We start from the raw sequence: 24,499 nt of genomic DNA, 5'->3' as shown, positions 1-24,499 counted from the left end.
AACTTAAACAGAAACAGTATGACACAACAAGATAAAAATAAATTAGGGGATACACTTTGGGATATAGCAGATCAATTGCGAGGAGCCATGAATGCGGATGACTTTCGTGATTATATGCTTTCGTTTCTCTTTCTCCGGTATCTGTCTTTTAACTATGAAGAAGCTGCCAAAAAGGAATTAGGAAAAGATTATCCCGAAAGTCCTTCTAAAGATAATCGAGCTGATTTTATTGTGCCTCCCCCTTTAAAAATCTGGTATGACAAAAACCAAGAGGATATAGAAGATTTTGAAATGCAGATGCGTAGAAAAGTGCATTATGTTATCAAACCTAAATATTTATGGAGTAATGTTACCGAACTAGCTCGTACTCAAGATAATGATTTATTGGAAACACTCCAAAAAGGGTTTCGTTACATTGAAAACGAATCGTTTGAAACCACATTTAAAGGTTTGTTTTCTGAAATCAACTTGAACTCGGAAAAACTCGGAAAAACTTCCAAAGAAAGAAATGATAAGCTTTGTAAGATAATTACAAAAATAGCCGAAGGCATTGCTGATTTTTCTACAGATACCGATACTCTTGGAGATGCTTATGAATATTTGATTGGTAAATTTGCAGCCGGTTCAGGAAAAAAGGCAGGAGAGTTTTATACACCACAACAAATTTCAACCATTCTTTCCAGAATTGTTATCTTAGATACTCAAGATCCTGTAAGAGGTCCAAAATCTAAATTAGACAAAGTATTGGATTTTGCCTGTGGTTCGGGTTCGTTACTATTAAATGTAAGAACCAAATTAAGGGAAAATGGCGGTACTATAGGGAAAATATACGGGCAGGAAAAAAACGTAACGACTTACAATTTGGCACGTATGAATATGCTTCTACATGGTATGAAAGATACCGAGTTTGAAATTTTCCACGGAGACACTTTGCTTAACCAATGGGATATATTGAACGAAATGAATCCTTCTAAAAAGATCGAATTTGAAGCCATAGTAGCTAATCCACCTTTTAGTTTACGTTGGGAGCCGAACGATACTCTGGCAGAAGATTTTCGTTTTAAAAGCCATGGCTTGGCACCTAAATCAGCAGCTGACTTTGCTTTTTTATTACACGGATTTCACTTTTTAGCTAAAGAAGGAACTATGGCTATTATACTACCTTACGGTGTTTTATTTCGTGGAGGAGCAGAGGAGCGAATACGAACTAAGCTATTAAAAGATAATAATATTGACACGGTTATTGGTTTACCTTCCAATTTATTCTACTCAACAGGTATTCCGGTTTGTATTCTGGTTTTGAAAAAATGTAAAAAAGAGGATGATATTTTGTTTATTAATGCCGGTGAACATTATGAAAAAGGTAAAAGGCAAAATTCATTAGAAGATAAACATATATATAAAATTGTCGAAACATATCAGCACCGATATGAAATAGAACGATATTCTCGTAAAGTTTCGATGGAAGAAATTGAGAAAAATGGGTATAACCTAAATATTTCGAGATATGTAGATATATCAGAAGAGGAAGTACCAATTGATTTACAAGAGGTGAATAAAAAATTGATATCAATAAACGAAAGCATAAAAACAAATACGGATAAACATAATGAATTTCTAAAAGAGCTGGGGTTACCTCCTATTAACTAATAGAAAGAGTTATAAATTTAATGCAAGGCGCAAATATCTATATTTAGATACTTGCGAAAAACTTGAATAAAACTACACTGAACGTACGATAGTATACATCGGTTTAATCAATGTTTAATTGTAGTTTTTCTTTTTTAGGAGTGTTATCAAACCGTTACCGTAATATATAAATAAAAATAAGATCTTATAGAACAATGTTACGATATTTTAGAAAGAGACCATCCTCTCTGCTAATAAACTCCCTTATATAGCGGGTTTTCTTGTGTTTACGCGGTTTATAGCCCTTTTTTACGTTTTTTTACCTGTGCCATATTCTGCTAATTTTTGTTACACTATTTTAAATTTGTAACAAAAGTTTATTACAATTTGTATTAAAGATATTGTACTAATTTATTATTAAATAAATTTTTGAAGATTATCTTTAATATAATAATTAGGAATTTGAATATTCTACATCATAATAAAAATTTACTTTAGAATATAAAAAATCACTCTGTATTGAGTAATTCAGAGTGATTTAGAATGTTCAATTAATTTTTCTATGTCTAATATGTCAAATTTCTAATGTCTAATTTAAATATATACAAATTTACAATAAAAGATTTATGTAACCAAAAAATTCATGATTTAAAATACAACAATCTATTTTTTCTCATAAATAAATATAAATTTAAAGCCTTATAAAATTATAAGTATAGCTTATACTAACAACTATGGTTGGTGTTCATCCGTTTTTAATGTCGGTGCCAAAGCAGCCTCCAATAAACACCTATACCAACGGATATATTTTTTTCTTTATTAGTACTATTTCCAACACAGTGGTAATGGTTACACCATTGATATTATTAATACTATAGTTAATCGTACTAGTGAGTTTTTAATAATTGATTCTTTTTAATAATTAAATAATCATAAAAAAAGGAATATGATACACATTCCCTTTATTTTTTTAAGCTTAAAATTTTTATAATCACTTTAAAATATTAGTCACATATATATTTAAAATCTATATTCAACTAAAATACAAGATAATATATATTGTAATGATAAATATGTTTTTAAGACGTTGCTATTTTTAACATTTTAGCAAAACAATAAAATAATGTTAAAGCAATAAACAATAAGGAATTTTCTAAATTAAGAGCGGAAATAATTCTTCTAAATTTCATAAGGCGTTTATTAGTGTTAATTTTATGCAAAAATACTATTTTTTTTTAAAAATCAATATTCCCCTTACTAAATTTTTAATATTTTAAATATAGAAAATAAAAATATACATATTTATATTAATAAACACATTTATAAATATATATCATTCTATAAACATAAAATATAAAACTCATTTCATTTTGATTTATTTTTTAATTAAATTTAATACATTAAATAAAAAGTTACTATTTAATATAAAATATTAACAACTAAATTAAATATAATAGTGTTAATTTTTAACTAAATATTATCCTATTTATTAATTTTTATGATAATAATTTAAAAATAATAAAATTTACTTCACATAATTAAAAAATTTATTATAAAAGTTTTTTATAATAATTTTTTTTTTATAATTTTATACTATTAAATGTTATTTTTTAAATTAAAAAAAATTTTTAATTAGGTCATGGTTAGCTTAATCCTAATTATAAATAGTAACATATTTAGATTTAAAAAATAATTATTTTAAGTGCATACGAATTAAATATTAAGAAATAAATTAAATTAAAAAAGTTATTTATAAATATTTTTTCTTGTATTAATATAAACAAATGATATAAAATACAAATAAATAATCTTTAATTATTACATATATTTTATATTTATTTAATGATATTTTCTCAGATTATTTTCATTTTTATATTTTAAAATAATGTTTATATTTGCGCAAATGTTAAATTTTTTATAAAAGTTTATTAATATATTTAAAATATTTACAAGTTATATTTCATAAAATGATTAAAAATTTACAAATTTTTTATGTAGTAATTTTATTTTTAAGTTTTTCTACATTAAAATCGCAAGTTAAATTTGGTGTAAAAGGGAGTTTACAATTTACAAATATCAGAAATGTGCATAAACACTCAGATACCCGTATTTTTGCACCTGCAGTAGGTTTGTTTGCACAAATTCCTTTTAATGACTTCAACGATAGTTGGTTTTTTAAGCCTGAAATAGTTTATTCTGAACAAGGAGAAAAAGATGGTAAAGATATTAATGTTAAATTTTATCAGACTTATATTAACATTCCGTTAATGGTTAAGTACTATTTTGGAGATTTCATATTCCCTCCTTGCTGTAGAGGAAAAGAAACACACGAATTTTTTATAGAAGCCGGTCCACAGATTGGTTATTTAATTCATGAAAAAAATAAACACAGAGACAAAAAATGGTACGGAGGAGCTTCAAAATTTGATATCTCAGCAGGATTAGGAGGTGGAATTAGCTTTGCTCGTAAACACGAAATAGGTATCAGATATAATTGGGGGTTAAATAATATTTATGATAACAATAAAGTGTATTCTAAGAATGGAAAATGGTTTAAATCTCATAATACATCTAATCTAGGAGTTTCTTATTTTTACTTTTTCTAATATAAACATACTTTTTCAATTAATATTATTTCATCATTTTTTATTAATTAATGTTTAATATAAAAAGTATTTATTTAATTAATATCTTATCTTAATATCGATTATACTTAATATTGTGATATTAATATAAAATAATTTTTATTTATTAATATTTATAATTTTGTATATAATGTTATATTTATATACTATAATTAAAGTAAATTATAAGAAATAAATATATAAGCCTAGTTTACAAGCAATTTTAATCAATTAAAATTAGCTTAATAAGACTAAAATAATGGTTGAATTAGTTAATTTTAATTAGTTATTTCACCGGATAAATTTTCCTCAAACTGTTTTTTGAGTATTTTACCTTTTAAGTTTTGTCCGAGTAAATGCATTAGTTTAGTTGTGGCAGCTTCTACTGTTATATCATAACCACATATTACCCCTAAATCTTTAAATATGAGGCTATTATGATATTTTCCAAAATTTACATTTCCTCTTACACACTGTGTAATAACTATAATTTCTTTTCCTAACTCCTTGGCTTTATGTAAGGCTCTTAAGGTTTCTTTGTCGGAAGGAATATTTCCCGAACCAAAGGTTCTTAAGATAATCCCTTCTAGATCATTGTCTGAAACCATTCGATCTAATAAATACTTATTTTTTCCCGGAAAAAATGTGAATATATCAATTTTATTAGCAAGATTTTTATTTACCTTAAAATCTGTATGACCAGGTTTTAAAAGATATTCTTTAAAAACTCCAAGATTAACGCCGGACTCTCCTAATTTAGGATAATTGGGTGAAATATAAGCATCAAAATGTTCTGCTGAGAATTTGGTTGTTCTGTTTGCTCTATATAATTTATATTCAAAATAAATACACACTTCGTTGATAACTGGCTTATCATTCTCATATAAAGAAGCGTAATAAATTGAAGTTATCAAATTTTCTTTGGCATCTGTTCGCAATTCACCAATTGGCAATTGAGATCCCGTAAATACTACAGGTTTTTTCAATCCTTGTAACATAAAACTCATCATAGAAGCAGTATAAGACATCGTATCCGTACCGTGCAATATTACAAATCCGTCATATTTGAAATAAGAATTTTCAAGTATATTGCCTAATGTAATCCAATCAAGAATATCTATGTCTGAAGAATCAATAGGTTTTTCAAATACGTTGATATCTATATCTGCATCAATTAGTTCTATCTCGGGTATATGCTTTAATAGCGCATTAAAATCAAAAGGTTTTAGTGTTCCGGTACTATACTCTTTGATCATTCCTATAGTTCCTCCTGTATAAATTAATAAAATCTTACGTTTCATCTATATTTCTCGGTTTAAAATTGCAATTTATGAAAATATTAACAGCTTTAATTGTTATTTTTGAAACATGATTTCAAAAGAATTTTTGAATAATTTGGATTTATATAACTATTTAACAGATTTTATATCAAAAGAAAAATTTGAAAAAATAGAAAATTTGGTTAATTACAGGTCAAATTATGTACTTCCGATACTAGAGGATCTGTATCAATATCGTAATGCAGGTGCCATAGTTAGAAGTATGGAAGCTTTTGGGTTTCAATCATTGATTGCCCTGGAAAACAGAAATGAATTTAAGCCGGAAAGTACTGTTGCAAGAGGAGCCGATAAATGGATTGATATATCTTATAAATCTTCAAATCTGGAATCTTTAAAAGAGATTAAAGAAAATGGATATCAACTGGTAGCAGTTTCTCCTGAAAAAAATGCTATAGATATTTATGATTTTCAACTAACTCAGCCAACAGCTTTAATTTTCGGTACTGAATTTAAAGGTATAAATGAAGAAACTTTAAATTATGCTGATGCGTGTATTAAAATTCCAATGATAGGTTTTACAGAAAGTCTTAATGTTTCTGTAGCAGCCGGAATATGTTTTTATGAAATGAGAAAGAAATTGGAAGATAGTCATTTAAATTGGCAGTTAACTGAAATTCAAAAACTTAATTTAAAAATAAAATGGGCTATAAAATCGGTAAGTTCAGGTGAGAAAATTGCAGCTCATTATATTAAATCTTTAAAACAATGAATAAAACACCTATTATACTTTTAAGTTTTATCTGTGCTTTTGCACATTCTCAAACTATTGAAGAATCTTCATATACAGAAAAAAACAAGATTATGGAATCCTTAAGTTTTACATTACCAATTTGTAATAAGGAAGTCCTAGTAAATACTTGGAAGAATTTTATCAAAAAACAAGGAGGTAAAGTGAAAGGTGGAATTGTTAATAAAGTGTATGGTTCGGATATTAAATTTTCACCAAATGGTGAAAGCTGGTTAGGAAATTTTGCATATGAATATAATGATGATAAAAGTATGACGATATTCACTTCTTTTCATAATTTATCCAATACTTTCATCAATTCAAATACTACTGAAAAAGAATTAGCAATCCCAATTCTTGAAAATTTTAAGTTAGACATTCAAAAATCTTGTGCAATTGATGATTTAACGAATGCGAAAAGTTTTACCATAAAGCTTACTAAAGAAAAAGTTCGTAATTCCGATAGAATTTTATATTTAGAAAAAATTATTCGTGACGATTACAACAAAATTGACTTAAAAGCCAACTCCAAAATTTCTGACAAAGAACAAGATAATCTAACTAAAATTAAAGTAAGGATAATTTTAAATGAAGCGGAGTTACAAACTTTAAAAAACCGTAATAAAGACATTGATCAAGAATTAAATTCTCAAATATGGGTCATTCAAGGTTTCCAAAACAAATTAGACTCTCTAGAAGGTAAAGTTTCTACTGATGATCAGAGTGAAAATACTATTTCAACTGAAAATGAACCGAATACTAATTATAATTATTCTACTACCATTAGTTCTGATAATAATGAAAATTTAAATACAACTGATCAAGATAAAGATTATCTTTCTTCAGATTATTTTGATAATCACTAATAAATTTGATTGTTTTGAAATAAATTATATTCAATTTTTTAATAAAAGTGTTTACTCTCAATTTTAAATAAAATTCCATAAATTAATATGAAACTTGAAAAATTAAATCTTTTAGATCAAAATGAAATTACATTTGTCGAAAATAATTATATAAAATCTTTTCCTGTTGAAGAAAGGAGGCCTACGGATCAAATGTTTAAACTTTATGAAGATTATAAAGATAAATTTAAAATCTTATTATGTATAAAAGACAACGAAAGAATCGGTTTCATTACTTACTGGAAATTAAATACTTTTACATTTATTGAACATTTTGCGATTTCTTCTGTTTATAGACAAAAAGGATATGGAAGCAAGATTATGCAACTATTCATAGAAAAAATTTCACAACCTATTGTACTTGAAGTGGAACCTCCAACTTCACATTGGGATATACGTAGAATTAATTTTTATGAACGGCTAGGTTTCAAATTATGGAATGATATTGAATATAAACAACCATCCTATCATCAGGATGGTAAAAGTTACCCAATGAAATTAATGTCTCTTCGTGAAATACAACTAGATAAAGAGGAAATAAATGTTATAAAGTTAATACATTCTGAAGTGTACCAAATTTAATATAACATATTAATAAAAAAAGCCTATTTAATAAAAATAGGCTTTTTTATATATAATGTATAATATTTTAAGCATCAATATTTGCATAAACAGCATTTTTTTCAATAAATTCTCTACGAGGCGGTACATCATCTCCCATTAACATGGAGAATATACGATCTGCCTCTGATGCATTATTGATAGTAACTTGTCTCAACGTTCTTTTTTCAGGATTCATAGTCGTATCCCAAAGCTGTTCAGCATTCATTTCTCCTAAACCTTTATACCTTTGAACGGTAAAACCTTTACCTTGAGCGTTACCTAATTGTGAAGCTATTTCCTCTCTATGTTTATCATCCCAGGCATAATATTCTTTATTTCCTTTTTTCAATAAATATAAAGGAGGGGTTGCAATATAAATATATCCTTTTTCAATCATTTCTTTCATGTAACGGAAGAAAAAGGTTAATATTAAAGTTGTAATGTGAGAACCGTCTACATCCGCATCGGTCATAATTACCACTTTATGATATCTTAGCTTAGAAAGGTTTAATTCTTTGGAATCTTCTTCTGTACCAACAGATACCCCTAAAGCGGTATAAATATTTTTTATTTCATCACTTTCAAATACTTTATAGCTAACAGCTTTTTCTACATTAAGTATTTTACCTCTCAACGGAAGGATCGCTTGAAAGTTTCTGTCTCTACCTTGTTTGGCTGTCCCCCCTGCTGAATCTCCTTCGACTAAGAATAATTCACTTTCCTCTGCTTTACGTGAAGAACAATCAGCTAATTTTCCCGGCAAACCGCTTCCTCCTAACGGAGATTTTCTTTGTACGAGTTCTCTTGCTTTTTTAGCCGCTTGTCGCGCTTTTGCTGCGAGAAGAACTTTTTGAACAATTTGTTTTGCTTCATTAGGATGTTCTTCCAGATAATTAGTTAACATTTCGGCAACTATTTTATCTACAGCAGAACTAACTTCCGAATTACCTAATTTAGTTTTAGTTTGTCCTTCAAACTGAGGTTCCATGACTTTAACGGAAACAACAGCAGTCAAACCTTCACGAAAATCGTCACCGGTAATTTCAACCTTTTCTTTTGCCAAATTAATATTTTCATCGGCATATTTTTTCAAGGTTCTGGTTAACGCCCTTCTAAACCCGGTTAAATGCGTTCCCCCTTCATGGGTATTAATATTATTTACATATGAATGAATATTTTCCGTATACGAAGTATTATACCTCATGGCAACTTCAACCGGTATTTCATCAATCTCTCCCTCCATATGAATGATTTCATCCATTAAGGGTTCTCTGTTCTCATCTATAAATTCGACAAATTCCTCTAATCCTCTTTCAGAATAAAATTCTTCCGATCTAATGTTGCCTTCTTCATCTACTTCACGTTCATCTGATAAAGTAATAGTAATTCCTTTGTTCAAAAATGAAAGTTCACGAAGACGAGTGGCTAATGTATCGTAATTATAAATAGTTTCGGTAAAAATTGAACTGTCGGGAATAAATGTTACTGTAGTTCCTGTATGGGTGGAAACCCCAACAATTTCAACAGAAGTTAATGCAACCCCTTTAGAGTATTTTTGCTGGTATTGTTTACCGTCTCTGTTAACGGTAGCAATCAATTCAGTAGATAATGCATTGACACAGGACACTCCCACTCCATGCAATCCTCCGGAAACTTTATATGAATCTTTATCAAATTTCCCTCCTGCTCCAATTTTTGTCATAACCAATTCTAAAGCAGACAATCCCGTCTGCTTATTGGTATCAACAGGAATACCTCGACCGTTATCTTTTACCGTTATAGAATTATCTTTACCTATACTTACATTAATAGTATCGCAATACCCGGCTAAAGCCTCATCAATGGAATTGTCAACTACCTCATATACTAAATGATGTAATCCTCTAACTCCCACATCCCCAATATACATGGAGGGACGCATACGTACATGTTCAATTCCTTCAAGCGCTTGAATACTATCTGCAGTATATTTTTGTTCACTCATTTTTTAATCGTTAATTTATTTCAAGAAATGCTTACAAATATACGTAAAAATATTGATATTTACTAGTATTTAGGGTATTTCATACTCTATAAAACCAAATAAAAAAACAGATTCGAATCAATGAATCTGTTTTTTCTAAAACTTATTTTATAATGTAATTAAATTTCTTTGTATGTATTGATTAATGATCCAAAGTCTTTAACATTTAGAGAAGCCCCGCCGATTAATCCACCGTCAACATCCGGTTTTGAGAAAATTTCTTTAGCATTATCCGGTTTCACGCTTCCTCCATATAGAATGGATACTGAATCAGCTACTTCTTTTCCATATTTATCAGCAATTAATGAACGGATATATGCATGTATTTCTTGCGCTTGTTCCGGGGTAGCTGTTTCGCCGGTACCAATAGCCCAAACCGGTTCATAAGCAATTACCACTTTAACGATTTCTTCAGCTGATAAGTTAAACAAAGCAATTTCGGTTTGTCTTTTAACTACTTCAAAATGTTTACCTTCTTTTCTTTCTTCTAATAATTCTCCATTACAAAAAATAGGGGTTAAACCATTATCTAAAGCAATTTTAACTTTAGCTCCTATTTGTTCATCTGTTTCTTTATGATATTGTCTTCTTTCAGAATGGCCAATGATTGAACCATCTACCTGAATAGAGGTAAGCATTTCAGCGGAAATTTCTCCAGTATATGCTCCCGATTTGTGTTCGGAAATATCTTCAGAAAAAACTTGTACATTTTTATGATTTGCTTTGGCATTTTCTAAATATATAAATGGTATTCCAACAATAACTTCACATTTAGGTGAATTAGATTGAATAAATGAGTCAATTTCTGCTAATAAAGCTTTAGCTTCAGGCAATGTTTTATTCATTTTCCAATTTCCGGCTACAATTTTTTTTCTCATATGTATGTTTATTAAGTTTATAATTTTTCTATTTCATTCACGGTTGGAAAATCATTACCATTGTATTTGGCAACAACTATTCCTCTTTTTAATATTAATACCCCGGGATTGCTTCTATTAATTGTTTTTAATGTTGTTTGATCTGTAATGCATGAAGATAAAGGATTCAAATATTGTGGATCATTCGTTAAAATAACAAAATTAAGTTTTTTCTCCTTAAATTGAAAAGTGATTTTTCTCAATTTAGCTCGTTCAATAATACTAAGTTTTTTTGCAAATGGCACAGTAATTATCACTATTTTTTTTTGATCTAAAATATCTTGCGTTATATCATTACCTAAACATTCTACTGTAAAATCGTGAACAGAAGGTAATTTTGCCTCTTTTAAAATTTTAACCGAAGTATCGTTGATCTTCCACGTTAAGGTGTCTTTCCAAATTCCGGAACTGATATATTCCTCGGAGTTCATTTTTTTAATCTCATTATTGGATGTATTCTTGAGTGTGTATATAATTATATTTTGCTCCGGTTCACCGTCATTCATACCTACTTTAAGATTTTTTCCCACAGCATAAGGTCTAAAATCAATGATGGGTAAATGGGCAATCCCTTGATAAACAGTCCATAAGCAGATAGCAAAAGAAACACTTATGATTAACCAATTAATTTTTACAGAAAATACAGAACGGATGTATTTTGAACCGAAAACTAAGATTAAAATCATTACCAAAAGGACAATATCTTTTCCAAATGAAGTCCACGGCGTTAATTTAAGCGCATCTCCAAAGCAACCACAATCAGTTACTTTGTGGAAATATGCAGAATAAAAAGTTAAAAATGAAAAGAAAATTATTAATAATAACAAAGAAGAAAGTGTAAATTTTTTCCAAATTCCCAATAAAAGAAATACACCCAACATGACTTCAAAAACCACAAAAAAAATAGACAACGGAAGTGCTAAATGATGTAAGCTCGGCAGATTAAACACACTTTCTCCAAAATATTCTTCCAATTTATATGAAAATCCAATGGGATCAATAGTTTTAACATAACCGGAAATTATGAAAACTACTCCAACAAGTATTCTAAAAAATTGAGTTAAAAATTTCATGTAACAACAATTAATTAATTTCCTGATGAAGAATTAAAGCAAATACAGAATAATTTAGAATATCAAAATAATTGGCGTCTAAACCTTCGGAAACTAATGTTTTGCCTTCATTGTTTTCAATTTGTTTTATACGCAATAATTTTTGCAAAATTAAATCTGTAATAGAACTTATTCTCAGATCCCTCCAAGCTTCTCCATAGTCATGGTTCTTACGCATCATTAAGTTTTTAGCCCGGCTAACCTTTTCATCGTAAAGCTGTACAGCCTCTTCTAAATTTAAATCAGGATTTTCTGCAATTCCTTTTTCCAATTGAATCAATGCCATAATAGAATAATTAACTATCGCTAAAAATTCTTCGTCGATTCCTTCTGAAATTTTTTGATTTCCTTTTTCCTGAATAGTTCTAATTCGATTGGCTTTGATATATATCTGATCTGTTAAGGAAGGCAATCGTAATATTCTCCAAGCCGATCCATAATCAATCATTTTTTTTATAAATAATTCCTTACAAACTGAAATTACTGAATCAAATTGTTCTGATGTTTTTTCCATTATTCCATTAATACCTACAAATGTACTATTTAACTATATATTTTCCTAAAGGTATCTTATCTAAAGTATATAATATGATAATTGATATAAGTAAAGTACAAAAAGTAGTAATTGGAATAGAAAATAAAGGATTAAAAGAATATGCGTTTAAACCAAAATGTTCAATTAATCTCATGACTAATACATGTATTAAATATATTCCGTAACTGTATTCACTTATAAAAGATAATATTTTACTTTTTTTATTGAATACCGGAACTAAAAAGAAAAGTAAAAAAACGGAAAGAGCTTGAAATAAATCCCAGGGCTTATATTGCTCTATATAAAAATTGTTCATTTTAGATGTGATATAAGTATCAAAGCAAATTCCAAAAAGGGATAATAAATAAATAATAAAACATACATATACGTAATATTTAACACTATATTCATATTTTCTTCTTACTAAATAATATCCCAATACTAAATATCCCAGAAATTCAGAATATAGTTTTATATAGTTTACTAAATAAACCGTACTAAAAAAAGTGTAGAAAATTAAAAATATTATAAAACAAACGACTATAAAATATAATTGTTGTCTTGGATTACTATCTAAAATCCATTGATTAATTATGGGATATAATAGATAAATTCTTATAATCATGTAAATATACCACATATGGTAGCTCGCTCCCGAAACCAATTCTAGATACGTATAGTCTATAACAAATCTATATCCCAGATCTACATGATCTTTATAATGAATATCTAGTATTTTAAAGAAAATATATATTAAGCTCCAAAACACAAAAGGTATTAATATTCTCCATAATTTTTTGGTAAAATGTTTAAAAGTGTATTGTTTTCCTAAAGATAACATACCGGTCATCATAACAAAAACCGGTACACCAAACCGAGCTATATTAATATAAAAGTTTGATATCCACCAACTTTTATTTGGAATACTTCCATAATGATGACTCATTATGGCGGACACATGTATTAAAATAATTCCTATAGCTGAAACAGCCCTAAGATTATCAATCCATATGATTTTATTTGTATTCACAGATTCTTTCATTTAATCCTAATTTTAAGAGCGCAAAAATAAATTAATTTTAATTACTATATCTTTATATTAATACTTGTTTACTAGTTGACTATAATATTAGTTACATAACAGATAAAAAATTTATTCATTTTATCTCTTTATTTTAAGATTAAATATAAAAACCTATTTGTCTATCATTTCAAAAAATTGTTACAATATAATTTGTTATACTAATTTAATAAATTTAAAAATTATTTTACATCAATAAAATTTATTATTTAGTAAAAAATATGCTATTATGTAAATTTAGAGATATAATACTATAAAAATTGTAGAAAGTTTATTCAGTAGCATTTATATTTTAAACAATTTTGAAACATTTGTGAAAATATAATTTTCAACTAAACTTCATTAATATAAAAAACGAAAGCTATTAAACTGTGTAACTATATTTACTTTAAACTTTATTTATTTTTTTAAATTTACAGATTCAAATAAGATATATGATAATTAATATTAATGGTGATTTGGTCGATTGTAATGAGCCTAAAGTAGCTGGAATACTAAATGTTACTCCGGATTCTTTCTTTGATGGTGGTAGGTATTCCACTATTGATAAAGCTTTAAAACAAACAGAAAAATTAATAGATGAAGGCGCTGATTTCATTGATATTGGCGGACAATCCACTCGTCCGGATTCCGAATTTTTATCTGATGAAACAGAACTAAGCATAGTAATTCCTGTAATTAAAGCTATTAAAAAAGAATTTCCTCGGGTAAAATTATCGATCGATACCTTTTGGTCTAAAGTTGCCATTGAAAGTGTCAATGAAGGTGTGGGAATGATTAATGATATTTCGGGAGGCACTTTAGATAATAAAATGTTTGAAACTATGGGAAAACTCAACGTTCCTTATGTTTTAATGCATATGAGAGGAACTCCACAAACTATGGGAAATTATACAAATTATGAAAATCTAATCACCGATATTAATTATTACTTTTCTAAAAAAATTAGTGAATTACGAGAATTTGGTGTCAATGATATTTTATTAGATCCGGGATTTGGATTCAGTAAGACTTTACAACAAAATTACGATTTGCTGAAAAATATGGATAAATTCAAAATATTTAATCTTCCCTTATATATAGGAATTTCCAGAAAGAGTATGATTTATAAATGTTTAGAAACTTCTGCTGAAGATGCATTGATAGGTACTTCCGCATTAAATTTGTACGCCTTACAAAAAGGTGCTCATATTTTACGTGTTCATGATGTGAAAGAAGCAAAACAAATGATTAAACTGTGGAAAATGTTAAATTAATAATTAAATGATTTAAAAAAATTAATTTTCACATGAAAAATTCATCAGAAATAATTTTAGTCAGCATATCAGGAGTTGATAAACCGGGGATAACAACAGCAATCACTCATATCTTAGGAAAATATAATGCTAAAATACTTGACATTGGACAAGCCAATATACATCATTCTTTATCCTTAGCTATTATTTTCATGTCTGAAAACGGAAGTTCCGGAAACATTTTAAAAGAAATTTTATTTAAAGCCAATTCATTAGAAATTAATGTTAGATTTTCAGCCTTAACCAAAGAAGAATACAGCAATTGGGTTAAAGTTCAGGGTAAAAACAGATATATAATAAATATTTTAGGTAAAGAAATCAGTGCTAACCAAATTTCTGAAGTTTCTAAAGTTTTATTGGATTTTAAACTTAATATCGAACGGATTATACGTTTAACTCAACGCATACCTTTAGATCGAAATATTGATCGAACTTGCTTTGAATTTGCTGTAAGAGGTAATCTATCTAACCTAAAAGAAATACAAAATAAATTCTTATCCTTATCATCTGATTTAAATATTGATATTGCCTTACAGGAAGAAAACAGGTACCGAAGAATGAGACGCTTGATCTGCTTTGATATGGATTCAACCTTAATTCAAACTGAAGTTATCGATGAACTTGCAGAAAAAGCCGGAGTTGGAAATGAAGTTAGAGCCATCACTGAGTCTGCCATGAACGGAGAAATAGATTTTTCCGAAAGTTTTAAAAGAAGAATAAAGTTATTAAAAGGCTTGAATGAAAATGTTTTAAGAGAGATAGCAGAAAATTTACCTATTACTGAAGGGCTTGAACGATTAATGGGAGTTCTTAAGAAAAGTGGATTTAAAACAGCAATTATATCCGGAGGATTTACCTATTTCGGAGACTATCTCAAAGAAAAATTCGGATTTGATTATGTATTTGCCAATAAATTGGAAATTATTGATGGAAAGTTAACAGGTAATTACATTGGAGATATTGTGGATGGCAAAAAGAAAGCCGAATATTTAAAATTAATTTCAACTTTTGAAAATATAGATATACAACAAACTGTTGCGGTTGGAGATGGAGCAAATGATTTACCTATGTTATCCATAGCCGGACTCGGAATTGCATTTCATGCGAAGCCAACGGTCAAACAAAATGCGAATCATTCGTTATCTACCATTGGATTAGATGGAATTTTATATTTCTTAGGATATAAAGATTCTTCCGAAGATATAGAAATGACTTCTATTTCTTAACATTTGATTGTAAAGTTAAATTAAACGTAAACCAACGGTTTATGTGTACAATTTTAATACTTAGATTAAATTTCTTAGCTTAGTAAGCTGCAATGGTAGATCTTACCAGCACATTTCCAAAAGAATCAAGCTTTTCCAGGTAAACTTCTTCTAATTGGTTAATAAGTTTAGGATTATAAGGCTGGCTAACGCGTACGTAATTTTCAGTATATCCGAACATCATCCCATTTTTGTTCTCATGCTCCCAAAGGACCGTTTTAACTTTGCCTAATTGAGATTCATAAAATGCATGGCGTTTTTTTTCAGACAGGATTTTTAACATTTTATTCCTTTTTTTGCGCTCAGAATAAGGTACCCTGTCTTCCATATGAACAGCTTCTGTATTATCCCTCTCCGAATAAGTGAAAACATGTAAATAACTAATCGGCAGATTTTGTAAAAAATTATACGTTTCTAAGAATTTTTCTTCTGTTTCTCCTGGAAAACCTACAATTACATCAACTCCTATGCAAGCATCTTTGATTACAGAATGTATCTTATGGATTCTCTCGTCGTATAAATGAGTCAGATATCTTCTCTTCATTTTCTTCAATAAATCATCGCAGCCGGATTGTAAAGGAATATGGAAATGAGGAACGAAAATTTTCGAATCAGCAACATAATCAATAATCTCATCCTTAAGCAAATTTGGTTCAATTGAAGATATTCGTATGCGTTCTATGGCTTCTACCCTATCTAAATTCTGTATTAATTCTAAAAAAGTATGTTGATGTTTTTTATTTCCAAACTCTCCTTTTCCATAATCGCCAATATTCACGCCTGTAAGTACAACTTCTTTAATTCCTTTTTCAGAAATTTCTTCGGCTTGTTTAATAATGGTTTCAAGCTCTGCAGAACGTGAAATTCCTCTTGCTAAAGGAATAGTACAATACGTACATTTATAATCACAACCATCCTGTACTTTTAAAAAAGCACGTGTTCTGTCTCCAATTGAATAGGAACCTACAAAAAAATCAGCTTGATCAACCTCACAAGAATGAACTTTTACTTCAGAATCTTTTTTAAGATCCATAATATACTTGTGGATATTAAACTTTTCTTTTGCACCCAAAACTAAATCTACCCCGTCAATCTTACTGATTTCATGCGGTTTTAATTGAGCATAACATCCAATAATACAAATCAGAGCATCAGGATTTAAATGTAACGCTCTTTTAACGATAGTTTTACACTCTTTATCGGCATTATCGGTTACCGAACATGTGTTAATAATATAAACATCTGCTGTTTCTTCAAAAGATACCTTTACAAATCCTTCCTCTATTAATTGTCGAGCAATTGTAGAAGTTTCAGCAAAATTTAATTTACATCCTATGGTATGAAAAGCTACGGATTTCCTGATTTCGTTTAGCATAGTGCAAAATTACGTATTTAATTTATTTACTGAAATTAATATAATTAGTATTAAATAATTTTTATGATTTTATTAAAATTCCCTGATTATTAAAAGTATAATCAGGGAATTTAAGATATGACTATATTTTTTTAATTATTAAATATTTTTCTACCGTTTAAAGGTTGAAGAGGTCTGTTATTTGATTTTGGTAAATGATATTTTATTTCATCAATTTCTTCTTCGCTCATAGTTATTGGATTTTTAAATACGATCCAAGTTACATTTTCTGCACAAGGAGGGGTAGTCAAAGATCCTAAATATGTGTAATAGGATTTATCTTTTGGATATAAATTTTCAGGGTTAAATTTTATAACTGTATTAATTTTTCCTAACCCTTTTAATGTTTTAAAAATTTCGAGTTTTTCAAAATAAGAATTTAAATTTCCCTCTTTTACCATAACACCAATTACCAATACTGAACCATCTTCTGCTTTATGAACAAAATGTAATTCCAAAGGGTATCTCACTCTATCAATGGTATGTTCAGATTCTTCATGAGCATGGAATTGAACTAAGGTATAAACTTTTTTGTTGTACGTAATGGTGCTTCCTGATTTAAAATCAAATTGAAGAGAATGCCCATTGTCTTCGATATCCTCGATTTCTCCGGATCCGTAATTAAATTGTATAGGCGATAAATCTTTTTTATAGTTAGATTTTGAAATGTTAATTGGTGATTGAAATTTACCTATACCGCATTGTTTTCCTTCTTCCAATTCTCCCCAATGTTCCGGAGAAGATTCTCCTTCATATCCCCAATGATGATTTTGAGAATAGCTCATACTTGCAGCAAGTATACTTAAAAATAAAAATACTTTTTTCATTGTTTTATCTATTATAATTTAGCACAAAATTATAGAACCATGAAACAATATAAATGTTAAATTTTTGTTAATTAGTTTAATTTAAAACAAAATGTCCTCATTTAAGAGCTTTACATAATATTTTATGATTTTACAAACTTGCGAATTAAATTTGCAGCTAATTTTCAAAAAAAACAAAATTTCATTCATGACTAACGCTATTGATTCGAAGCCTAACAATCTATCGCCCAAAAGAATCCGTTTGGGGGTATTTGCTTTTTACTTTTCACAAGGAATCTGTTTTTCCAGCTGGGCCAGCAGAATTCCTGACATTAAAAACTTTTTGAAATTAGGGGATGCTTCCTGGGGAACTATTTTACTAATGCTGCCGGTTGGTCAAATTTTAGGGATGACCCTATCGGGATTTTTAATATCTAAAATGGGAAGTAAAAAAATATTGATAGCTTCTCTGCCTTGCTATGCCTTAAGTTTATTATTAATAGGATGTTCACAAACCGAATTAATGTTAATTCTTACTTTAATTTTGTTTGGCTTTTTTGGTAATTTTTGCAATATTTCCGTTAATACTCAAGGAATACTTGTTGAAAATCTATACAAAAAATCCATCATGTCTTCTTTTCATGGAGGATGGAGTATAGCCGGATTTACCGGTTCTTTAATAGGTTTAGTAATGGTAAACTTAGGGTTATCGCCTTTTCAACATTATTTGTTTATTCTTTTTACAGTAGGAGTACTTATTTTGTTTAATTTCAAATATCTACAAATAGACGCAAAAAATATTTCTGATAAAAATTCAGAAACAAAAAGTACAAAAGAGAAGCAAAAACCTGAAAAATTTTTATTTCTCTTGGGAATTACTGCTTTTTGTGGTATGGCTTCCGAAGGTGCCATGTTTGATTGGAGTGGAATATATTTTGAAGAAATCGTTAAAGCTTCCAAAAATTGGGCTCCTTTAGGTTTTACCTCGTTTATGATTATGATGGCAAGCGGTCGTTTTATTGCTGATCATGCCATACAAAAATGGGGAAGAAAACTTGTAGTTCAACTAAGTGGAATACTGATATCATTGGGCTTATTTATTTCTGTTGCCTTTCCTAATTTGATTATCACCACCTTGTCTTTTATGATTATCGGTTTAGGAGTATCCAGCATAATACCCACTATTTATAGCTTATCAGGACAGAAAACTAAAATTCCAACCGGCATGGCATTGACTATAGTTTCCAGCATAGGATTTATAGGTTTTTTATTAGGTCCTCCGGTTATAGGTTACATATCCGAAGCTCTTAATCTTAGATTTTCCTTTGCTTTAATAGGTATTTTTGGAATTTGTATTTTTATACTATCTTCTAATTTAAAAGTTTTTAAAGATTAAAATAAGTAGTTTTCCAAAAAAATAATGCTCATAAATTTGAATAAATTTATGAGCATTGTTTTATAAATATTGTGTTATTTTTTTCTTTGCATGCTAAATATTAATAAAGCTAAATAATATCTTATTTTTAATCCGAACAATAAGAAAATATACATTACAAAAGGCTTTTTAAAATATTTTCTTACAAAAATTTCCATAGCATTATAGAAATTTTTGTAATACAATTTATCTATTTTAGTTGCTGCTCCTTTATAATGTATTATGGAAGTTTTCCCGTAATAATAATTTTGATAACCGGCTTTTAAAATAGTATAACTTAGATCGATATCTTCACCATACATAAAATAAGATTCATCGAAACCTCCAACTTCAGTATATATTTTTTTGGTAGTAAAGAAAAAGCATCCTGTTAAAATTTCCACTTTTCCAATATCATATTCACCCAATTCCGTATTATAATATCCTTTAGATTTTTTTGATTTACTAAAAAATAATTGGCTGAATAACTTATCAAATGTATTTTTAGGATTCGGATAATTTCTTTTTGATTCCGGTCGATATTGGTTGTGTTCATCGGTAATTCGAACCCCTAAGGCTCCAAATTTTTTTGCATGTTCGGCAAAAGGTATAATTTTTTCAAAAACATCCGGCTTAACAATAGTATCGGGATTGAGAATTAGTAAATAGTTTCCCTTTGAATACGTAACACCTATATTATTTGCTTTAGAGAAACCTAAATTTGCCGAGTTTTGTATCCATTTAACTTGAGGAAATAGTCGCGTTATAAATTCTTTGCTTCCGTCATTGGAATTATTGTCTACAATAATAATTTCTGCATCAATTGTTTTTATTGCATGTAAACAACTTTGAATGCAATTTTTTAAAAGATCTTTTACATTATAATTAACAATAATAATTGAAAGTTGTTTCAAATTCATTAATTATTTTTTAATTACTATAAGAACTATTTAATCCCTTGTTTATAAGGTACTCTGTTTTGTATGGAACGTATTAAAGTTAACTCATCTGTATATTCAAGTTCATCACCTACTCCTATTCCCCTTGCTATTGCCGTGAATTTTATATGAGGATCATTCAATATTTTATATAAATAAAACATGGTTGTGTCTCCTTCTATAGTAGCACTTAATGCAAATATAATTTCCTCTGTTCCCTGTTCTTTAACTCTTTCAATTAGCGGATTGATACACAAATCGGTTGCGCTGACTCCTTCCATAGGAGAAATTCTTCCCCCCAATACATGATACTTTCCATTGAACTGTTGGGTACTTTCTATAGCCATTACATCTCTTACATCTTCAACCACACAGATAATTTTTTCATTTCTATACGGATTTGCACAGATGGTACAGATCTCAGTATCCGATAGATTGTTGCACAGTTTACAGTGTTTTATTTCATGTACTAACTGACTAATTGATTTTGATAAATTATCTGCCTGAATTTCAGGTATATCCAATAAATGCAAGGCTAAACGTAGGGCCGTCCTCCTACCAATACCCGGAAGTTGTGAAATTTCTTCAACTGCTTTTTCTAATATTTTGCTGGGATAATTCATACAATCATCAAGACCTGCTTAAATTTAATGATGATCTAGGGACGATACATATTTTTCTGCATCCAAAGCAGCCATACAACCTGCTCCTGCGGCAGTAATTGCTTGTCTGTATTTTTTATCGGCAACATCACCCGCCGCAAAAACTCCCGGAATATTTGTTTCTGTACTAAATGGCTTAACATGTAAATATCCGGTTTCGTCCATTTCCAATTTACCTTTAAATATCTCGGTATTGGGTTTGTGTCCGATAGCAATAAATATTCCGTCTACATCCAATACTTTTTCTTCGTTGTTTAAATTATCAATAACCACGGCTTGAGAAACCAAGTTATTATCGCCTTTTAAATCTTGCAATTCGGTATTATACATAAGTACAATATTAGAGGTGAGGTCTACTCGATCTTGCATAATTTTAGAAGCTTTTAAATAATCTTTACGTACAAGCATATAAACAGTCTTACATATTTTTGCTAAGTACGTTGCTTCTTCAGCTGCCGTATCTCCGCCTCCTACAACTACCACATTTTTACCTCTGTAAAAAAATCCGTCACAAGTGGCACAAGCAGAAACTCCGCCTCCTCTATAGGTTTTTTCAAAATCTTTACCTAAATATTTTGCACTTGCACCCGTTGAAATGATAATAGTTTTAGTTTTAAATTCTTTTCCCGATATAGTTTTTACAATATGTATGTCTCCTACATTTTTTCCTAATTCAACCTCTGATACGGTATCGATGATAACTTGTGTACCGAATTTTTCGGCTTGTTTTTGTAACTGAATCATCATTTCAGGACCGGTAATCCCGTCGGGATATCCGGGAAAATTTTCAACTTCGGTGGTAGTCGTTAGCTGTCCTCCTAATTCTAAACCGGTGATCATAAGAGGATTCATTTCGGCTCTGGCAGCATAAATTGCAGCCGTAAATCCTGCAGGACCGGAACCTATAATAATAGTTTCTAATATATCTGTGTTTTCTGTCATCTTTATAATATATAATTAACCGGGCAAAGTTACTAAATTTATCTTTGAGACTGTGTGTAAGCCTATGTAAACTCTATATAATACTATTATGATTTACTATCTAAAAGGCCGTAAATGAATTATTTCAAGTATTAAGCATTTTTTTCCGCTAATATTAAAAATAAATTGTAATGTTTTAATGTATTGTTAAGTAACTGCTAAGCAAATGAATCCAATTTTTTTCCATTTACAATAATCCACTCATCTAATTTAAAATCAGCCAAGATGCCTATTTTAGGAAACTGTATGGCAGAGTCCGCGAAAACGATACATCTTCCATCTGCATCAATTTCTTCATGTCCATACATGAATGTAAGGTCTCCAATGTCTTCTATTTTGGCAATAAATGAAAGTTCATTTTCTCCCTTAGTAATCTTTTCTACATATTGTATACCAATATCAACTGTTTCTTTTTTATCTTCACGTATGCGTACATTTCTATATATAATATCAAAAAATGATAAAGAATTATTAGGTATTTCATTATATAATTCATACCCCTTTTGCCATTCATCCTTAACAGAGGCATAATATAGAGCAGTAATCAACGATAATGTAAAATATCGTCTGGTTATTTGACGATAATAATCTTTGGGAAAATGCCCTCCTTCAAACAATATAGTAGGAATTCCTAATTTTTGAAAATTATCACCGACTGATCTTGGATAAAATTCATCGGTAAACCTTGATATCTTATTAGGTAGAAGTTTTGAAATTTCTTGATAAATATCAGCTATTAATCCCATCGATTTTTTTCGGGTTTCAGTCACTTTTCTGTCAACCGATTCCGATGGCGATAAAAAAGCCAGTGTAGCCGGTTCTTTTTTTCCTTCTACTCCGAATATAGTTCTTTGATCGTGTAGATTAAACGCTAAATCATATTTTTTTTCACTTGCAGTTTTTTTTAATATTTGCATTTCTATTGATGAAACGGCTAAAAAATCCCGATTAATATCAATTCCTAAACGATTTCTTCGTGTCCAAATTTCAGCTCCATCCGGATTTAACATGAAAATAATATCGAGGGTAAACTTGCTGAGAATTTCATGAGAGCAATTATTTTCACTTTCAAAAAATTTAAGCAAATCTAGACAACTTAAGGTACCCGTTGTTTCGTTCCCGTGCATTTGGGTCCATAGTAATATATTTTTAGGTCCTTTTCCTAAAGTCAATTTATATATAGGTTTATTAAGTTCCGATCTTCCAATTTCTGTAAGTAAACTTTTATAATTTTTCATTAAAAAATCGGAAAGCTCCGAAGGGTTTACATATCTATTTTTAAAATTTTCTTCGATACTTAAATTTTCATTTAAATCAAAGATTTTAAACTCTGCAGACATAATTATATTTTTTACAAAGATATTCAATTATACACAGTTTTCTTGATTTACATTTGTAATTTACATTTGTAAAACAATCTTTTCTTATAATTTATTAGTCCTGATATTGTGTCATATAATTATAAGTAATTTATTTAATTTTCTTATTAAAAAATATTTAATTATTTATTTACCAGTATTTTATATATATTTATTTAATGTTTTTATTGAAGTTAACTTTAAGTTATTTTTTGACAGAATCTATGGTATTTTTAGTAACTTTGTATTTATTACTCTATTTCACATATGTAAATAGTTAACATTTGTAAATCATGGAAATTGATAAAAGAATAGCTACACTCATAGAAATATTAGGTTTAACATCAGGAGAATTTGCAGATAAGATAAATGTCCAACGATCGAGTATTTCGCATATCACTTCTGCTCGAAATAAACCTTCATTAGATTTTTTAGAAAGAACTCTATCAGTTTTTCCTGAAATAAATTCTGAATGGCTCATTTTAGGAAAAGGAAAACCTTTGAAATCTCAATTGGAAAATAATAAAAAGGAAAGTTTAGATTTAGAAAATAAAACGGTTCAGGAACAACCATCCCCTACACTCTTTTCTTTAGATGAAATAGATCAAAAACAAAAAGATTCTTCATACTCTAATAGTGTTAATACTATTCAAGCGCCTGAGAATCGCGTAAAAGAAAATTCTCAGACAGAAGATCAAATAATTAAAAATTCAATCCTGCAGAAAACGAAAAATAACAAGAAAAAAATAGAAAAAATCTTAATTATATACGAAGATCATACGTTTGAAGTATTCGAAAATTAATTTTTAAAAGGAAAGTAAAAACCAAAAAAAAGAGGAAAATTTAAATTTTCCTCTTTTATTTTAAAAT

Annotated in this window: 21 protein-coding genes; 9 read left to right on the top strand and 12 right to left on the bottom strand. The window is 28.8% G+C overall.

The genetic code is table 11. The features are described from left to right. The first annotated feature begins 18 nt into the window (after nt 1-18). Nucleotides 19-1,650, top strand: coding sequence for a type I restriction-modification system subunit M (locus G8C41_RS03620; protein WP_166006139.1), 1,632 nt, complete (start codon nt 19-21; stop codon nt 1,648-1,650). Nucleotides 1,651-3,596: 1,946 nt separating this feature from the next. Continuing rightward, nucleotides 3,597-4,235, top strand: a complete 639-nt coding sequence (locus tag G8C41_RS03615; RefSeq protein ID WP_160566237.1) for a porin family protein — start codon at nt 3,597-3,599, stop codon at nt 4,233-4,235. A 296-nt stretch (nt 4,236-4,531) separates the two neighbouring features. On the opposite strand, the gene G8C41_RS03610 is transcribed toward G8C41_RS03615, so the two are convergent. After that, complete coding sequence (locus G8C41_RS03610) at nt 4,532-5,554, bottom strand: asparaginase (protein WP_166006138.1); 1,023 nt, start codon at nt 5,552-5,554, stop codon at nt 4,532-4,534. Nucleotides 5,555-5,621: 67 nt separating this feature from the next. Between G8C41_RS03610 and G8C41_RS03605 the strand changes: the two genes are divergently transcribed. The 3 genes from G8C41_RS03605 to G8C41_RS03595 all read left to right on the top strand — a co-directional run bounded on the left by G8C41_RS03605 (nt 5,622) and on the right by G8C41_RS03595 (nt 7,807). Further along, a complete protein-coding gene (locus G8C41_RS03605) occupies nt 5,622-6,302 on the top strand; it encodes a TrmH family RNA methyltransferase (protein ID WP_166006137.1) in 681 nt (226 codons plus the stop codon). Continuing rightward, nucleotides 6,299-7,186 carry a hypothetical protein gene (locus G8C41_RS03600; protein WP_166006136.1) on the top strand — a complete coding sequence of 296 codons (888 nt, stop codon included), beginning with the start codon at nt 6,299-6,301 and terminating at the stop codon, nt 7,184-7,186. The genes G8C41_RS03605 and G8C41_RS03600 overlap by 4 nt, the downstream gene beginning before the upstream one ends. An 87-nt stretch (nt 7,187-7,273) precedes the next feature. Further along, the gene (locus tag G8C41_RS03595; RefSeq protein ID WP_166006135.1) at nt 7,274-7,807 is read left to right on the top strand and encodes a GNAT family N-acetyltransferase; all 534 of its coding nucleotides are present in this window, start codon (nt 7,274-7,276) and stop codon (nt 7,805-7,807) included. A 67-nt stretch (nt 7,808-7,874) separates the two neighbouring features. Here G8C41_RS03595 and gyrB read toward each other — a convergent pair whose 3' ends face one another. From gyrB to G8C41_RS03570, 5 genes are all read right to left on the bottom strand, one after another. Continuing rightward, nucleotides 7,875-9,812, bottom strand: a complete 1,938-nt coding sequence (gyrB, locus tag G8C41_RS03590) for a DNA topoisomerase (ATP-hydrolyzing) subunit B (protein ID WP_160543257.1) — start codon at nt 9,810-9,812, stop codon at nt 7,875-7,877. 158 nt (nt 9,813-9,970) lie between these two features. Then, complete coding sequence (tpiA, locus tag G8C41_RS03585) at nt 9,971-10,729, bottom strand: triose-phosphate isomerase (RefSeq protein ID WP_166006134.1); 759 nt, start codon at nt 10,727-10,729, stop codon at nt 9,971-9,973. Between the two features lie 17 nt (nt 10,730-10,746). Further along, nucleotides 10,747-11,841: a BT_3928 family protein gene (locus tag G8C41_RS03580; protein ID WP_166006133.1), complete on the bottom strand. Its 1,095-nt coding sequence runs from the start codon at nt 11,839-11,841 to the stop codon at nt 10,747-10,749. A gap of 10 nt (nt 11,842-11,851) precedes the next feature. Beyond that, entirely contained in the window at nt 11,852-12,394 is a 543-nt protein-coding gene (locus tag G8C41_RS03575) for a DUF1599 domain-containing protein (protein WP_166006132.1), read from the bottom strand. 25 nt (nt 12,395-12,419) lie between these two features. Continuing rightward, on the bottom strand, nt 12,420-13,457 hold the full coding sequence (locus G8C41_RS03570; protein WP_166006131.1) for an acyltransferase: 1,038 nt from the start codon (nt 13,455-13,457) through the stop codon (nt 12,420-12,422). 473 nt (nt 13,458-13,930) lie between these two features. Here G8C41_RS03570 and folP point away from each other — a divergent pair, with 473 nt between their 5' ends. Together folP and serB are read left to right on the top strand one after the other, a co-directional pair. Beyond that, nucleotides 13,931-14,752, top strand: coding sequence for a dihydropteroate synthase (gene folP, locus G8C41_RS03565; RefSeq protein ID WP_166006130.1), 822 nt, complete (start codon nt 13,931-13,933; stop codon nt 14,750-14,752). A gap of 32 nt (nt 14,753-14,784) precedes the next feature. Further along, nucleotides 14,785-16,017 carry a phosphoserine phosphatase SerB gene (serB, locus tag G8C41_RS03560; RefSeq protein ID WP_166006129.1) on the top strand — a complete coding sequence of 411 codons (1,233 nt, stop codon included), beginning with the start codon at nt 14,785-14,787 and terminating at the stop codon, nt 16,015-16,017. A gap of 79 nt (nt 16,018-16,096) precedes the next feature. Here the strand turns inward: serB and mtaB are convergent, their stop codons facing one another. Both mtaB and G8C41_RS03550 read right to left on the bottom strand, forming a co-directional pair. Next, nucleotides 16,097-17,431 (bottom strand): tRNA (N(6)-L-threonylcarbamoyladenosine(37)-C(2))-methylthiotransferase MtaB, encoded by a 1,335-nt coding sequence (gene mtaB / locus G8C41_RS03555; protein WP_166006128.1) that lies wholly within the window; start codon nt 17,429-17,431, stop codon nt 16,097-16,099. 131 nt (nt 17,432-17,562) lie between these two features. Continuing rightward, on the bottom strand, nt 17,563-18,297 hold the full coding sequence (locus tag G8C41_RS03550; RefSeq protein WP_166006127.1) for a carbonic anhydrase: 735 nt from the start codon (nt 18,295-18,297) through the stop codon (nt 17,563-17,565). A 187-nt stretch (nt 18,298-18,484) separates the two neighbouring features. Here G8C41_RS03550 and G8C41_RS03545 point away from each other — a divergent pair, with 187 nt between their 5' ends. Further along, nucleotides 18,485-19,672 carry an MFS transporter gene (locus G8C41_RS03545; protein ID WP_166006126.1) on the top strand — a complete coding sequence of 396 codons (1,188 nt, stop codon included), beginning with the start codon at nt 18,485-18,487 and terminating at the stop codon, nt 19,670-19,672. Between the two features lie 74 nt (nt 19,673-19,746). Here the strand turns inward: G8C41_RS03545 and G8C41_RS03540 are convergent, their stop codons facing one another. The 4 genes from G8C41_RS03540 to G8C41_RS03525 all read right to left on the bottom strand — a co-directional run bounded on the left by G8C41_RS03540 (nt 19,747) and on the right by G8C41_RS03525 (nt 23,611). Continuing rightward, on the bottom strand, nt 19,747-20,610 hold the full coding sequence (locus G8C41_RS03540) for a glycosyltransferase family 2 protein (RefSeq protein ID WP_166006125.1): 864 nt from the start codon (nt 20,608-20,610) through the stop codon (nt 19,747-19,749). Between the two features lie 26 nt (nt 20,611-20,636). Then, complete coding sequence (gene recR / locus G8C41_RS03535) at nt 20,637-21,251, bottom strand: recombination mediator RecR (RefSeq protein WP_166006124.1); 615 nt, start codon at nt 21,249-21,251, stop codon at nt 20,637-20,639. Nucleotides 21,252-21,275: 24 nt separating this feature from the next. Continuing rightward, a complete protein-coding gene (gene trxB / locus G8C41_RS03530; protein WP_166006123.1) occupies nt 21,276-22,232 on the bottom strand; it encodes a thioredoxin-disulfide reductase in 957 nt (318 codons plus the stop codon). Nucleotides 22,233-22,429: 197 nt separating this feature from the next. Further along, nucleotides 22,430-23,611 (bottom strand): M14 family zinc carboxypeptidase, encoded by a 1,182-nt coding sequence (locus G8C41_RS03525; RefSeq protein ID WP_166006122.1) that lies wholly within the window; start codon nt 23,609-23,611, stop codon nt 22,430-22,432. A 311-nt stretch (nt 23,612-23,922) separates the two neighbouring features. Here G8C41_RS03525 and G8C41_RS03520 point away from each other — a divergent pair, with 311 nt between their 5' ends. Next, nucleotides 23,923-24,432 carry a helix-turn-helix domain-containing protein gene (locus G8C41_RS03520; protein WP_166006121.1) on the top strand — a complete coding sequence of 170 codons (510 nt, stop codon included), beginning with the start codon at nt 23,923-23,925 and terminating at the stop codon, nt 24,430-24,432. Nucleotides 24,433-24,499: the final 67 nt, after the last annotated feature.

Origin of the sequence: Apibacter sp. B3706, assembly GCF_011082725.1 — a bacterium.
GTDB lineage: Bacteria > Bacteroidota > Bacteroidia > Flavobacteriales > Weeksellaceae > Apibacter.
Note: the sequence above shows the minus strand (reverse complement) of the source record. Positions and strands in the feature narration are given on the sequence as shown.